The organism is Paenibacillus sp. FSL W7-1279 (assembly GCF_037969845.1).
Lineage (GTDB): Bacteria > Bacillota > Bacilli > Paenibacillales > Paenibacillaceae > Paenibacillus_AQ.
Genome location: NZ_CP150215.1, coordinates 3073083 through 3086923, shown reverse-complemented (window position 1 = coordinate 3086923; position 13841 = coordinate 3073083). Strand labels below are relative to the sequence as shown.

Annotated in this window: 13 protein-coding genes; 6 read left to right on the top strand and 7 right to left on the bottom strand. The window is 49.2% G+C overall.

Annotated elements, in window-relative coordinates; translation table 11 throughout:
• Window positions 1-77 precede the first annotated feature (77 nt).
• The 4 genes from MKY82_RS13795 to MKY82_RS13780 all read left to right on the top strand — a co-directional run bounded on the left by MKY82_RS13795 (window position 78) and on the right by MKY82_RS13780 (window position 4389).
• A complete protein-coding gene (locus MKY82_RS13795; RefSeq protein ID WP_220685575.1) occupies window positions 78-818 on the top strand; it encodes a glycosyltransferase in 741 nt (246 codons plus the stop codon).
• On the top strand, window positions 815-1534 hold the full coding sequence (locus tag MKY82_RS13790; RefSeq protein WP_339296315.1) for a glycosyltransferase: 720 nt from the start codon (window positions 815-817) through the stop codon (window positions 1532-1534). Before MKY82_RS13795 ends, MKY82_RS13790 begins: the two co-directional genes overlap by 4 nt.
• Before the next feature lie 364 nt (window positions 1535-1898).
• Window positions 1899-3158, top strand: a complete 1260-nt coding sequence (locus tag MKY82_RS13785; protein WP_339296314.1) for a cytochrome P450 — start codon at window positions 1899-1901, stop codon at window positions 3156-3158.
• 313 nt (window positions 3159-3471) lie between these two features.
• Window positions 3472-4389 (top strand): aldo/keto reductase family oxidoreductase, encoded by a 918-nt coding sequence (locus MKY82_RS13780; RefSeq protein ID WP_339296313.1) that lies wholly within the window; start codon window positions 3472-3474, stop codon window positions 4387-4389.
• Window positions 4390-4438: 49 nt separating this feature from the next.
• On the opposite strand, the gene MKY82_RS13775 is transcribed toward MKY82_RS13780, so the two are convergent.
• The 5 genes from MKY82_RS13775 to nirB all read right to left on the bottom strand — a co-directional run bounded on the left by MKY82_RS13775 (window position 4439) and on the right by nirB (window position 10637).
• Window positions 4439-5770 carry an MFS transporter gene (locus MKY82_RS13775; RefSeq protein WP_220685577.1) on the bottom strand — a complete coding sequence of 444 codons (1332 nt, stop codon included), beginning with the start codon at window positions 5768-5770 and terminating at the stop codon, window positions 4439-4441.
• Window positions 5771-6149: 379 nt separating this feature from the next.
• Window positions 6150-6905, bottom strand: coding sequence for a uroporphyrinogen-III C-methyltransferase (gene cobA, locus MKY82_RS13770; RefSeq protein ID WP_259445324.1), 756 nt, complete (start codon window positions 6903-6905; stop codon window positions 6150-6152).
• A gap of 8 nt (window positions 6906-6913) precedes the next feature.
• Window positions 6914-7789, bottom strand: coding sequence for a formate/nitrite transporter family protein (locus tag MKY82_RS13765; protein ID WP_220685579.1), 876 nt, complete (start codon window positions 7787-7789; stop codon window positions 6914-6916).
• Between the two features lie 81 nt (window positions 7790-7870).
• Window positions 7871-8191 carry a nitrite reductase small subunit NirD gene (nirD, locus tag MKY82_RS13760; protein ID WP_220685580.1) on the bottom strand — a complete coding sequence of 107 codons (321 nt, stop codon included), beginning with the start codon at window positions 8189-8191 and terminating at the stop codon, window positions 7871-7873.
• A 13-nt stretch (window positions 8192-8204) separates the two neighbouring features.
• A complete protein-coding gene (nirB, locus tag MKY82_RS13755; RefSeq protein ID WP_339296311.1) occupies window positions 8205-10637 on the bottom strand; it encodes a nitrite reductase large subunit NirB in 2433 nt (810 codons plus the stop codon).
• Between the two features lie 352 nt (window positions 10638-10989).
• Here nirB and MKY82_RS13750 point away from each other — a divergent pair, with 352 nt between their 5' ends.
• Window positions 10990-11613: an ANTAR domain-containing protein gene (locus MKY82_RS13750; protein WP_216531281.1), complete on the top strand. Its 624-nt coding sequence runs from the start codon at window positions 10990-10992 to the stop codon at window positions 11611-11613.
• Window positions 11610-12680, top strand: coding sequence for an anthranilate phosphoribosyltransferase (locus MKY82_RS13745; RefSeq protein ID WP_220685582.1), 1071 nt, complete (start codon window positions 11610-11612; stop codon window positions 12678-12680). The genes MKY82_RS13750 and MKY82_RS13745 overlap by 4 nt, the downstream gene beginning before the upstream one ends.
• 51 nt (window positions 12681-12731) lie before the next feature.
• Here the strand turns inward: MKY82_RS13745 and MKY82_RS13740 are convergent, their stop codons facing one another.
• Window positions 12732-12845, bottom strand: a complete 114-nt coding sequence (locus MKY82_RS13740) for a sporulation protein YjcZ (RefSeq protein WP_194542276.1) — start codon at window positions 12843-12845, stop codon at window positions 12732-12734.
• Between the two features lie 131 nt (window positions 12846-12976).
• Window positions 12977-13768 carry a hypothetical protein gene (locus MKY82_RS13735; protein ID WP_339296310.1) on the bottom strand — a complete coding sequence of 264 codons (792 nt, stop codon included), beginning with the start codon at window positions 13766-13768 and terminating at the stop codon, window positions 12977-12979.
• Between the last annotated feature and the right edge of the window lie 73 nt (window positions 13769-13841).

Below are 13841 nucleotides of genomic sequence, written 5' to 3'. Positions count from 1 at the left end.
TGCCGTTACCACTATTTATAGTTTACATATTCTAATGTGATATAGGAATTATCTTCATAGATAAGGAGAGTGATGTAATGGCAGCAAGCTTTAACCATTCATCTAAAGCACAAGGCGTATCCGTTATTACCTGCACCAATCGCCCCAATTATATTAAAAACCTGTTCCATAATTTCACCAGACAATCTCACCCAAAAAAAGAGCTTATTATCGTTATCAACGATAGTTCAATCGCACTCTCTCCTTACCAACAGCTGGCCAATAAGCATCGAAACATACAAATTTATCGCATGCCCGAACATGTCACTCTAGGTGCGTGTCTAAATTACGCCGTTAGCAAAACGAGATACGGCATCATTGCCAAATTCGATGACGACGACTATTACGCCCCTCATTACTTGTCGGACTGCCTGAAGTCATTAAGAAGATCGAATGCTGATATTATAGGAAAACTCGCACATTATATGTATTTAAAAGGCTCCAAAACTCTAATTCTACGTTTTCCTAACGATGAAAATCGCCCCGTTACCCAACTGCCGGGTGCTACGCTCATGTTTAAAAAGAACGTCCTTAACCAAGTGCGATTTCCGAATCGAAACGTCGGTGAAGACGATCTTTTTTGCATGAGAAGCAAGCGTAAGGGCTACAGGATCTATTCCGGTGATAAGTATAATTTTGCAGCAGTACGAAGGAAGAATTCATCAAGCCATACCTGGGTGATCAGCGATAAAGAACTTACCGACAAGCACCCTAAAGTTCCGAATGTAAAAGACTACAAAACATTCGTTCAGAGGAAATCCGGAGGCGACCGAACTTGACGAGAACGTCATTTTCTCCCTCACAGCCTGCTGTTTCGATCATCACCTGTACCAAAAGACCGGAATGCCTGCACAATCTGCTAGAAAATTACGTCAGACAGAATTACAGGCACAAAGAGTTAATCATCATATTAAATCATGGCAGCCTGAAACTATCGGAAGTTCAACAGGCAGCCAAGCCATATCGTAACGTGAGAATATATAGGAAGCCTGCTGAATTATCGCTCGGCAGCTGCCTCAATTTTGGTGTAAAGGTCGCTAAACACAGCATCATTGCCAAATTTGACGACGATGATTATTACGCTCGCGATTATCTGAAGGATAGCGTCGATCTCATGATCAAGACTCGTGCTGATATTGTAGGAAAAAGGGCTCACTTCATGCAGCTTGCCGGTCAAAAGGATCTTCTGTACCGTTACCCCAACATGGCCAATCGATGGGCCCCCCTTGTTCAAGGGGCGACCATTTTGGTTAAACGGCACGTATTCGATCAAGTATCGTTTCCGAACCAAAATCGGAGCGAGTGCGTCAAATTTTGTGCTGATTGTATAACTCGTAACTTTAAAATATACTCTGGTAGTCCCTACCATTTCATAGCGAACCGAAGACGGAACTCCAAGAATCACACCTGGATCGTAAGTGACAAGAATCTATTAACTCAACATGTAAAAAAGCTGAAAGTAGACAACGCTAAGAATTTCGTAAGCAAAGGTTAGACCCAGCATCTCTATTTAATATACCGAAGCTGAAGAATGGTGACTCGAGCCTTCCCATAGAAACGGAGAGCTCGAGTCATTCATACATATCCAGTAAACGAGGTGTAATCAAGCATGCAGGCCACGCCGAATAAAGGGTTAACATCCGCAGTCACCAAATAAATACAAGCACCTTAACGAACCCGCCCCGCTACGACTATCTGGAGGATATCCGGTCGTTTGGCGATCAGGTACTGGCGTGTTGTCTTTTGACATTGTGGTAAAAGCTTGATTTGTTCAGATCGGATGAGAACGGGTATTTAAGAAGTATTGTGTTGGAAGCACGTTTTCATCTCTAATCTTGAACAATCAGGAGGCAATCACTATGGAAAATATCAAACCGATGCCCAAGGAAGAGGGGCTCGATCACAGCTTAAATGTGCTGCGCGAAGGTTATTTGTTCATTACCAACAGAACGATCGGCTTTCAATCTGATCTCTTCGAGACGCGTCTATTGGGGGAACGCGCCATCTGCATGCGCGGAGAAGAAGCGGCCAGACTATTTTACGATCAGGAGAAGTTTGTTCGTAGCGGTGCAGCCCCGAAACGCGTGCTCAAGACCCTGTTCGGTGAAGACGGAGTCCAGACGCTGGATGACGAAGAGCATCATCATCGCAAAGCGATGTTTATGTCCTTGATGTCCAGAGAAGCTCTTGGCTGCATGAGGGAAATCACCCATAAACATTGGGAGCTTGCCGTGTGTCGATGGGAGTCCAGGGATAAAGTCGAGATCTATAAAGAGGCTCAGGAAATTCTGTGCCGAGTGGCCTGTGAATGGGCGGCTGTGCCGCTTCCCGAAGCGGAAGTGAAAGAGAAAACGGGCTGGCTAGCTGACATGATTGAGGCTACGGCAGCCTTTGGTATCAAGCACAGGAAAGGAAGAAATGCCCGGGCTAAAGCGGAAAAATGGATACAGGATCTCGTAGTTGAGGTACGCAGTGGAGCAATAGAACCGCAACAGGGCAGCACCCTGCATACAATATCCTGGCATCGCGATCTTAGGGGCGAGCTCCTGGACAAGAAAACCGCAGCGGTAGAGATTCTGAACATTCTTCGCCCCATCGTAGCGGTCGCCATTTACGTGTGCTTTACTGCCTTAGCTGTCATTCAGCAGCCCGAAGAGCGTGACAAATTGATGACGTCTGACGAGAAGCAACTCAAGAAATTTGTCCAGGAAGTCCGGCGATTCTATCCCTTCTTCCCCTTTGCGCCTGCGCGTGCACGGAAGGATTTCACCTGGAACGGATATGCATTTGACAAAGGCGTGCTCACGATCCTCGATTTATACGGAACGAATCATCATCCCGGTCTGTGGGATCAGCCGGAGCTGTTCAAGCCGGATCGTTTCGACGATTGGAACGGCAGCCCCTTTAGCTTTATCCCTCAAGGAGGCGGAGACCATCATACGGGACACCGCTGTGCCGGGGAGTGGATTACGCTTGAGATCATGAAGGAAAGTCTCGACTTTCTCGCAAACAAGATGAGTTATGAAGTGCCTGTGCAGGACGTAAGCTTCAGCTTTCACGATATGCCGTCCCTTCCTCACAGCCGTATCGTCATTCGGAAAGTCAAACCGCTGCATTAAAACGGCAAGGTTATGCGGTAGTCAGGTGGCAAGTGATTCAATACGCCTGACCCGGCTGCCGCAGCTTTTATATCGACATGGTATATATCCTCTCTATCAAATTTTCACAAACCTTTCCCTCGCTCAATGATCCCAAGCTCTCTTCGCAAATTTAAGCTTGTACACCTTGCCATCTGCATGTCACAATAAACTAGAGACTGTCAGCATGGACCTATGCATCTATGTAGTTTCGCTTACAAGTTCTCAGCTGCCCCTGCAACTACAGCGAGGTGGTCGCACAATCAACCTATTTTTGAATTGGAGGACCGTAATCATGAAAACGATGAAGCTTGGAAGCAGTTCACTGGAAGTACCTGTTGTAGCCGTGGGTTGCATGCGTATAAATTCGCTGGAAAAAGCGGAAGCTGAGCGTTTCGTGTTATCCGCACTGGAAGAAGGCGCTAACTTCTTCGACCATGCCGACATATACGGCGGCGGAGCTTGCGAGGAAATTTTCGCAGACGCGATACATATGAATGCACAAGTCCGCGAGAAGATCATTCTGCAATCCAAATGCGGGATTCGCCAGGGCATGTTCGATTTTTCCAAAGAGCATATCTTGAATTCCGTTGATGGGATCCTAAAAAGACTCAAAACCGAGTATCTCGATGTACTCCTTCTGCACCGTCCGGATGCGCTGGTTGAGCCAGAAGAGGTGGCTGAGGCATTCGATAAACTCGAAAGCTCCGGTAAAGTGCGTCATTTCGGCGTATCCAACCAGAATCCGATGCAGATCCAGCTGCTGAAAAAAGCAGTGAAGCAGCCGCTCGTGGCCAACCAGCTGCAGCTTAGCATCACGAACACCACCATGATTCAAAGCGGGATCAACGTCAATATGGAGAATGACGCCGCGGTTAACCGCGATGGCAGCGTACTCGATTTCTGCCGACTTCACGATATTACGATTCAGCCTTGGTCTCCTTTCCAATACGGGTTCTTTGAAGGCGTATTCCTTGGAAGCGACAAGTTCCCTGAGCTTAATGAGAAGATCGATGAGATTGCGGAAAAATACAATGTAACCAACACCACGATTGCCATCGCATGGCTTCTACGTCACCCTGCACACATGCAGCCGATCATCGGGACGATGAATATCAGTCGCTTGCATGACTGTATTAAAGCCGGCGATGTAACGCTCACCCGCGAAGAATGGTATGCCATTTACCGTGCGGCGGGCAACATCCTTCCTTAAGGCCACTTCAAAACAGCCTCCTATCGTCTATGATAGGAGGCTGTTTTCATTATATTGCCGCGTTTTTTGAAGATGATGATGGTTTGCGCTTGTTCACCGCGCTTAGACAAATAGGGATCATCACCAGTGACAGTAAACCTCCAGCAATGGAAAGCGTACCGTAACTGGTATTGGCAACCACCATACCGGATAAAGCGCCGCCCGATGCTCCCGCCAAAGCAATCAAGACATCCACTGTTCCCTGCGTTCTGGCGCGGGCGGATGGATGGGTTGCATCGATGATGAGCGCCGTTCCGCTGATAAATCCAAGGTTCCAGCCCAGCCCCAGCAGAGCCAGCGCCGTTATGATCAGCGCCATGGATTCGGCGGGAGCCGCAGCAGCTAGAATCCCGGAGCTCAAGAGCACGACGCCCGAAGCGATGGACATGCTGATGCGGCCGATTTTATCCACAAGAAAACCTGTGATTAACGAGGGCAGGTACATCGCTCCGATATGAATGCCAATCACCAAACCTACCGCTCCTAGATCATGTCCGTGATGTTTCATATGGACAGGCGTCATGGTCATGATTGAGACCATGATCACCTGAGTCAATATCATCACGCAGGCTCCAACCATGATCCCCCGTTTGTTTCGTTGTGATCCGTTCACCGTGCCGGCAGAAGAATCACCGGAAATTTTCATTTTAACTTCCTCAATTGCTTGGGCTATCGCATAAGGATCCGGGCGCAGGAATAATAGCAGGATCAGTCCTGCCAGAATAAAAGCCACCGCCGCCAAAATAAACGGTCCGGCCAAGGCAGGAATCCCGAAGGATTCGGCAACGTTCCCCATAACCTCCACCAGATTCGGACCCGCAACGGCACCGAAGGTGGTGGAAACCATCGCCATGCTGACCGCTCCTGCACGCTGGGAAGGTTTAGCCAAATCCGTACCTGCATAACGAGCCTGCATATTCGTTGCGGTACCTGCACCGTATATCAACAACGAAGCGAATAACAGATAAATATTGTCATAAACGGCAGCCAATATGACTCCGATCGCGGCAATTCCACCCGCCAGGAATCCGGCAGCCAAACCCGGCCCTCTTCCATATCGCTGGGTAAGCCGTCCAATATACCAGGCACCCAGTGCAGAACCGACCGTTATAAGAGCAGCAGGGATTCCTGCAAAGCTGTCCGTCTTGAGCATATCCTGTGCCAGAAGCGCACCGACCGTCAATCCTGCGGCCAGACCAGCCCCACCGAATATTTGCGAGAGGATCACAACGATGAGGGTCTTCTTATACAGCTTGTTCTGCAAGTCGGGCGAATCGATGTAAGATTGAATATGGGATTGCCGCTTCGTGTTGGTTTCAGCAATATCCTGATCATGGGACATGGACATTCTCCTTTCATGTGCTACCAAACAGAATACCATAAACCTTCCTACGATAAGAGGAAAATTTCATTTGTCTGTCCATATAGAATCTGCCAACCAACGTGCAATCTGCCGTGCGGTAACCGAAACAAGAACGTATTATCGGGGCTTCGCAATGCTCCGCCCCGTCTGTCTCCCCATGAACAGGCAGCCTCCCAGAAACGTTCCCTCCAATGCGAGGTATCCGTGAACGCCTCCCCCTCGAATCCCACGGCGTATAACACTTTCCGCTTTCATATAGTGTATGCCTTCCCTGTGCTGCAAACCTGTTTCACATCAAAAAAAGTGAACCCCATGTGGATAAGGGTTCACTCATATTGTCAGCGTATTTGCGTTTCGTTTATCCTGTTCGTTCCTCCGCCTCCGAAGCCAGTTTCAGGAGCTGATCCCTCACTCGCACAACTTCGCCAATGATCAGAAGCGCCGGATTCTTCACGTTCATAAGAAGAGCGATCTTGTGGATGGTTCCGAGCGTTCCCGTTATGGTTCGCTCCTCTGCCCGAGTCCCTTGTTCAACGATAGCTACGGGAGTCGACGACGGCTTGCCATGAGCGAGCATCTCCTTGCAGATATCGTTCATTCTGCTAACGCCCATGTATACCACTAGCGTATCCACACTGTGAGTCAGCAAGTCCCACCTGACGCCCCGCTCATTTCCATGGCAGCTCGTTCCGCTGACAAAAGCTACCGAAGTGCTGGCTCCACGGTGGGTCAGAGGTATCCTAGTGGAGGAGGCTGCGCCCAAAGCCGAGGTAATGCCGGGCACGATCTCAAAGGGAATGCCTCGTGCAGCCAATTCGCACGCCTCTTCGCCGCCTCGTCCGAAGATCAGCGGATCACCTCCCTTGAGCCGGACGACATCATGACCTGCAAGGGCATAGTCTATCATGTTCTCGTTAATCCTCTCCTGCGGAACGGAATGGCTGCCGGGTGCCTTACCGCAGTATACGAGCAAAGCATCCTTCTTCGCATAATTCAACAGCTCATCGTTCACCAGTCGATCGTACATAATGACGTCCGCTTCCTGAATACGCCGAAGGGCTTTCAGCGTGATCAGCTCCGGATCTCCCGGACCTGCGCCAACAATATACACCATGCCCGCCCTCATCGTCTTTTATCGACCGGAACCGCTGTCGCCTCCATAACTCTGAGTCCATGATGGACCTTCCCAATCGGGTTAACCTCGCTGCGGTTTCCGAATCCGAAATGGGATAAGTACAACATCGCCCCGGTAAATACCGCTCCGCCAATAAAATTACCTATTAATACGGGAATTTGGTTCCAGAGCCACCAATCGGCCAAGCTGACATCCGCCCCGAGCATCATGCCCGCCGGTATCACAAACATATTTACCACGGCATGCTCGAAGCCTTGACCGAAAAAGACCAGGATGGGCAGCCACATCGCAACGATTTTCCCTATCGTTGAACTTGACGTAAACGCCATGACAACGCCTAGCGTCACCATCCAGTTGCAGAGCATAGCTTTGATCACCACCAGCAGCATGCCGCTCACGCCCAGTGCCTTATAACCGAGTGTCTTTGCTTCACTGGTGTCGATGATCATCTGAACAAGCGGATGACTCATATCCGTCCCCATCCTGGTCGCGGTAAGTGTATAGAGCCCCCCATAAATCAGACAGCCTATCACATGTCCGAGAATGACCCATCCGTAATTTGCAAGCATAGAGGCACCTGAAGCCTTCTTTTGCAGGACGGCTAATGGCAAGAGTGCAAAGCTTCCAGTTACCAGCTCTAAGCCCAGCAGTACAATCATCACAAAGCCAACCGGAAACAGGAGCGCGCCTACCATCGGGATATTCGTTTGGTCCGAAGCGGTAAAAGCTAGCGTGGTGGCGCACGCCAGGATGGCGCCCGATAACATGCCGCGGATGAGCATCTGCGAAGTCTTCAGCCGGGCTTTCGCGGCTCCGGCCTCGATCAAGTCATCCATTACCTGATTCGGTTTTACATAATCCATCTCGTGCACCCCCTCTAATGAATCAATCACTCACCTATTGAAATGCCTCTGAAATTACAGCAATTCGGTAACTGGTTCGCGTCAAGCCGTAAGATCCTGCAGGTAAATCGCGCCGCTTACCGGATCAACTTCAACCTGGTAGGTGTTAACATGACCCGTATCCGGCTCTTGAACCCGCCCGCTGCATAGATCGATCTTCCAATCATGCAGCGGACAGTGCACCTGCTTCCCGCACACCATGCCCTCCGAAAGCTTTCCTCCTTTATGCGGGCACTTGTTCTCCACAGCCAGAATATCTCCATCCGATAAACGGAACAGCGCGATTTCCGTTCCGCCGACCTCAATGGTCCTTGAGCCCTTATGATCAATTTCGTTTACATATCCTACATGAAGTTTCGTCATCATTGGATTCCCCCTATTTCGTCACTGGTTCAGCATCAGGCAAAGGCACGAAGTTTTTACGAAGTCCGCTGTCCGACGTAATTTCCTTCCATGGATCCTGCTGCTTGCTTAAAGCCAGCTTTATTCTCGAGAAGAGCGCGACGCGGTCCTCCTTCTTCTCTAATGCTTTTTTCACATGATCCAGGCCTACTCGCTCGATCCAAACCGATGTACGCTCATTCCACTGCGCGTTTTCCCGATAGTATTGGATAAATGCCCCGGCCCATTCGAGCACCTCATCTTCCGTCTTCACGATGCACAATAACTCCGTAGCCCGAACATGAACGCCTCCATTGCCGCCGACGTGCAGTTCCCATCCACCATCAATCGCTACGACTCCAAAATCCTTGATGGTCGCTTCTGCGCAATTTCTAGGACATCCGGAAACCGCAAGTTTCACTTTGGCTGGGGTGCTCAGCCGCTCAAACTCTTTCTCCAAGCGTACGCCCATGCCTATGGAATCCTGGGTGCCGAATCGGCAAAACGTGGACCCCACGCAAGTTTTTACCGTACGGAGCGCTTTACCGTAAGCATACCCGGAAGGCATATCGAGCTCCTCCCACATCTTCGGCAGATCCTCCTTCTTGACGCCAAGCAGGTCGATCCGCTGTCCGCCAGTAATCTTAACCATCGGCACATCGAATTTTTCCGCAATCTCCGCGATTTTCTTTAGCTCCGAAGGCGACGTCACCCCGCCATATATTCTGGGAACGACGGAATACGTGCCATCCTTCTGAATATTGGCATGATAACGCTCGTTCGTGAAGCGGGATTCCTTCTCATCGACGTAGGTTTCCGGAAACAGCATGCCCAGATAGTAGTTCAACGATGGCCGGCATTTAGAACATCCCTCCGGATTCTCCCATCCCAGCACATTCATCACTTCTTTGACGGTTCCAAGTCCAAGACGGGTAATTTCTGCGATAATTTCATCCCTTCCTAGCGAAGTACACCCGCATATCCCTTCTTTTACGGGTTCCCCTGCTGCATCTCCGGCGTATAACTGAACCAGTCCCTCAACAAGAGGTTTGCAGCCGCCGCAGGATCCCGATGCTTTTGTACAAGCTTTAACGGAAGCAGCGGTGTTGCAATTTTTCGTGAGAATGGCATCTTTTATCGTTTCTTTCGACACACCGTTACAACCGCAAATGATCTCATCATCCGCTAGCTGAGCCAGTCGCTGTTCCGCCGATACTGCACCGGCGTTACCCGTAAAGCCTAACAGAAGCTCCTTCTCCCGGCCCTTGATGGATTCGCCGCTTTTCATGAGCGAGAACAGCTTTGGCCCGTCTCCCGTATCGCCGAACATAACAGCTCCGATGAGCTGGTCATCGCGAATGACAATTTTTTTATATACACCTTCAACTTCGTCCTGGTACCGCATCGACCTGGATCCTTCCGGGTCTGCAAAATGACCTGCCGAGAATACATCTACACCGGAGATCTTCAATTTAGTAGATAGTACGGACCCGCCATAACCACTTGTCTCCACACCTGCCAGATGCTTGGCGAGCACGGCTCCCTGCTCGTAGAGCGGAGCGACAAGCCCATACGCAATCCCACGATGCTCGGCGCATTCACCGACCGCGTAGATCCCCGGGATGCTCGTCTCCATATAGTCGTTCACGATAATACCCCGGTTGACTTCAATTCCCGCGGATTGTGCCAGCATGACGTTGGGCTTGATCCCGACAGCCATGACAACCAGATCCGTTTCAACGCGCGTCCCATCCGTGAAGCGGAGCTCCTTGACCCGCTTTCGGCCCACAATGGCCTCTGAATTTTTATTAAGCAGGAACTTCATGCCTTGGGCTTCCAATTCCAGCTGCAGCATTTTCGCAGCGGTCTCATCTAATTGCCGTTCCATGATATAGGGACTAAGATGAACCACCGAAACATCCATCCCGAGATGGAGCAGCCCTCTTGCTGCTTCAAGACCAAGCAATCCTCCGCCGATGACCACGGCTTTCTTATATTTTTTGGAAGTCTCCACCATAATCTCGCAATCCTTAATATCCCGAAAGGCGATAACTCCCTCCTTGTCTGCGCCAGGCAGAGGAAGCATAAACGGATTCGAACCGGTTGCGATGATCAATGAATCATACTCGGCCGCAGCTCCTTGATCGGAGTACACTTTACGGTTCTTGGTATCGATCCGGGTTACGGTGTGGCCGGTATATAGATGGATGTTATTCTCTTTGTACCAATCCCAATCGTTGATTATAATTTCCTGCATGTCGGCTCCGCCTGCAAGAACGGAAGACAGCATAATCCGGTTGTAATTCGGATGCGGTTCAGATCCGAATATCGTGATTTCATACGCCTCAGGCGTAAGCTTAATCAAATGCTCGATTGCCCGTACCCCTGCCATACCATTCCCGATCATTACTAACTTCTTTTTTGTCATGGTTTGCGCTCCCCTCCGTCTAACACCTTTGAATATACTTGTTGATTCATCAGAAGCCTTACAGAAACCAAAATAGCCTGCATTCGCTCCAGTAGAGTAGGCACACTCTTACCGGAACGAAAGCAGGCTTCTTTGCCGCTAATGGGATACACCATTGTATCCGAAATTTAAAGTTCTTGAGGGAAATATACAATACCCACGTGCCAACTGTCAACATATTTGACATGAAAAGAAGAAAATTAATTAAATATCGACATCCTCCTGTGATATATGTTATATAATTTAACATAATATCTATTTTTACTGACAGCATATTTCTGACGGATATCATTTATGAAAGGAGCGTCAATCCATGCGTTCATTGCTGGTTATCCACCATCCGGTCCCTGCTTCAGAGCGAAGTGACACAGATGCCAGGGCGCTTCTTCCGGAGTTTATCCTTCGTTCTTATGGATACAAGGTCCTCCTTGCCCGAAGTGAGAAGCAAGCGCTGGCTGGAATCATGGAAGCAGACGGAACGGTTCTCCACCTCCCGGTTGCCGCAATCAAATCGTGGTCCAATACCCTTGAACAACAAAAGCGCGTTCCGGTTCTGTGGTGGTGCAGCGATCATGCCGCTTCGCAATCTCTCGAAGCATGTGAGGATGATGTTATCATTGATGGACTTTTATTCCCCGCCATGAAGGAGCATGAGCTGCATTGGACGCTGCATTTTAGCTCCAAGCATTTTTACGAACGAGAGCAGTGGCATAACGAAAGAACGCAGCTCCTTGCTCGCATTGAAGAGCGTAAATGGATTGATATGGCCAAAGGCATTCTATGCAAGATGAAAAACATTTCGGAATCCGAAGCATACGATGTCCTGCGCAAACAGGCGATGAATGAAAGAAAAAGAATGGTGGATGTCGCAACCTCGATCGTCAAGTTGTATCAATTGCTGCAGGAGACCGGTTCAGGAGGTGCAAAAAAATCATGATCCACTTACTAAAAGAAGTCGGCCGCGGCAAGCGGGGCGCACGTGACCTAACTTACGAGGAAGCGCTGCAGGCTGCAGAATCGATTCTCGGATTGCAGGCAACCCCTGCTCAGATCGGAGCCTTTTTCATTGCGGAACGCATCAAAATGGAAAGCGTGGAAGAATTGGAGGCATTTGTGCAGGTTTGCCGTGAATATGCGGACCGTTCGTTTGTACATGAGGGTGTAGACTGTGCAGGACCTTATGATGGCAGAAAGTCCTCTTTTTTCTCTACGTTAGCCACCGCGTTTGTACTGGCTGCTGCTGATCTGCCTGTCACTCTGCATGGAACCGCATCACTGCCCCCGAAGTGGGGGATCACATTATCAGATATACTCGCGGAGAAGGGGATATCCGGATCGTTACTGGCAAAAGAATCATGCATCCGTGCAGCCCATCAATCTGGCGTATTATATGTACATGCTGAGGAATGGTGTCCCCCGCTTAAGAATCTTCGCCCGATCCGGGAGGAGCTCGGTATGCGGACCGTGCTCAATACGGCCGAAAAGTTTGTGGATTACGCCCATTCCCCTTTCCTAACTTTCGGCGTATACCATAACACGGTCTTTGACCGTTTAAGCCGACTGATCCTAAAACTCGGTTATCGGAAAGCGATCATCATTCAGGGAAGTGAAGGCTCCGATGAACTGTTCATTCACCGGCCCACGCGGACTTACCGGGTTGAGAACGGTGAAGCCAGCCTCCATATCATCGATCCGGAAACTTACGGACTTGATACGCCCGTTCCGGACATAAGCTGGACACCCGCCGAACAGGCTGATGTTACAGAACAGGTTCTGCAGGGCAAAGCGGACATCGCTTTTATGTACCAGGTTCTGCTGAATGGAGCTGTACGTTTACAGTTGGCGGATAAGGTCAGATCCGTTGAGGAAGGGATCTATACTTGCAAGGCACTGCTGGATTCGGGTAAACCGTGGGAGTTATACGACAAATGGTTGTCCCTGCTTTTAGAGCCTGTCCCACATGATGGTTGGACCTCGCCAATCGTCAGACAGGTTTCTCATTAATACAGAAGAAACCCGCACCGGGCAAGCGGTGCGGGTTTCATTTAATACCTATTAAACTCCAAATCCAAATCCGAATGCAGAAACGATGATGACCAAGAGAATGAAGAGTACCAGTACTGCTCCAACGGAACCATATCCTCCGCCATATCCACCAACTTCACCCATTGTTCTAACCTCCTTTACTTTTCCGAACACAACATCCTATGCTCGATATTTCAAAGAGCTTAGACTATAAAGAAATAAAATAAAAACAGACTGGCGTTGAGTCAATATGAATATGGACTCTTAAGAATAACTTATTTCGCAATCATTTTCTTGGCATAGTTCAGCACATCCGATTTGGCGCTCTCCGCCCAAATGCTGTACCGGATCTGCTGCTCTTCATCCACCCAATCCAGGTGATCCCTTCCCTTGGAGTCGGCTGTGTAGACACATTCCACTCCGTTAATGACGATGGTTTCCTTCTTCTCGTTCGGTTTCTTCTGCGGCACAGGCGTTCCGCCCATTGGCTGTTCAGGGACAATATAGCTCGCAACGACTTGAAGCTTTACGTTTCCTTTATCAAAATTCATAACCGCCGCGGACGCTTCATTCGACTTCATGATGTCGGAATATACGAATTTCTCGCCGTTTGCTGCCTTCGCTTTTAATTCCTGCTCAATTTCTTTGTACAAGCTAGACGTTCTTTCAGGACTCTTTAAGTATAAAATCGCGTTCTGGAATGAATAACTCTTCGGCAAGTCAGCAGGCTTGGTAAGCGTAGGAGCGTTCAATGCCTTAGCCTTCGCCACATAGTCCGCATACTTGGTATGAACAAAGCCTATAGACGTAAAGTAAATTTCATCTAACCGGTTATATTCCTGGTCCGCAACATAATACGCAACCATCTGCCCTGCTTTAAGTTTGTTACTGAGCTCCTTGATACGATCATCATACGAAACGGATGTCTTCTCCGGTATAGCAGTAGAAGCCGCTGCCTTCGTCTGCGGAACAGACATGCTTGCAGTGCTTGCTGCATAACCATTCGCGGAACCGATCATCATCGTTGCTGCGAGAAATAAAGCGACCTTCATCTTGTTTTTCATCATGGTAAAATTCGTGCTCCTTTCGGCGGTAAGGCCTTTTAAAATAGTGTTGAATTTCATCTCATATAACACCTTG

Bases quoted from the DNA above. Each gene is read 5' to 3' on its own strand.
- MKY82_RS13795 (WP_220685575.1), top strand. From the start codon at position 78: ATGGCAGCAAGCTTTAACCATTCATCTAAAGCACAAGGCGTATCCGTT.
- MKY82_RS13785 (WP_339296314.1), top strand. From the start codon at position 1,899: ATGGAAAATATCAAACCGATGCCCAAGGAAGAGGGGCTCGATCACAGC.
- MKY82_RS13780 (WP_339296313.1), top strand. From the start codon at position 3,472: ATGAAAACGATGAAGCTTGGAAGCAGTTCACTGGAAGTACCTGTTGTA.
- MKY82_RS13775 (WP_220685577.1), bottom strand. From the start codon at position 5,770: ATGTCCCATGATCAGGATATTGCTGAAACCAACACGAAGCGGCAATCC.
- cobA (WP_259445324.1), bottom strand. From the start codon at position 6,905: ATGGTGTATATTGTTGGCGCAGGTCCGGGAGATCCGGAGCTGATCACG.
- MKY82_RS13765 (WP_220685579.1), bottom strand. From the start codon at position 7,789: ATGGATTATGTAAAACCGAATCAGGTAATGGATGACTTGATCGAGGCC.
- nirD (WP_220685580.1), bottom strand. From the start codon at position 8,191: ATGACGAAACTTCATGTAGGATATGTAAACGAAATTGATCATAAGGGC.
- nirB (WP_339296311.1), bottom strand. From the start codon at position 10,637: ATGACAAAAAAGAAGTTAGTAATGATCGGGAATGGTATGGCAGGGGTA.
- MKY82_RS13750 (WP_216531281.1), top strand. From the start codon at position 10,990: ATGCGTTCATTGCTGGTTATCCACCATCCGGTCCCTGCTTCAGAGCGA.
- MKY82_RS13745 (WP_220685582.1), top strand. From the start codon at position 11,610: ATGATCCACTTACTAAAAGAAGTCGGCCGCGGCAAGCGGGGCGCACGT.
- MKY82_RS13740 (WP_194542276.1), bottom strand. From the start codon at position 12,845: ATGGGTGAAGTTGGTGGATATGGCGGAGGATATGGTTCCGTTGGAGCA.
- MKY82_RS13735 (WP_339296310.1), bottom strand. From the start codon at position 13,768: ATGATGAAAAACAAGATGAAGGTCGCTTTATTTCTCGCAGCAACGATG.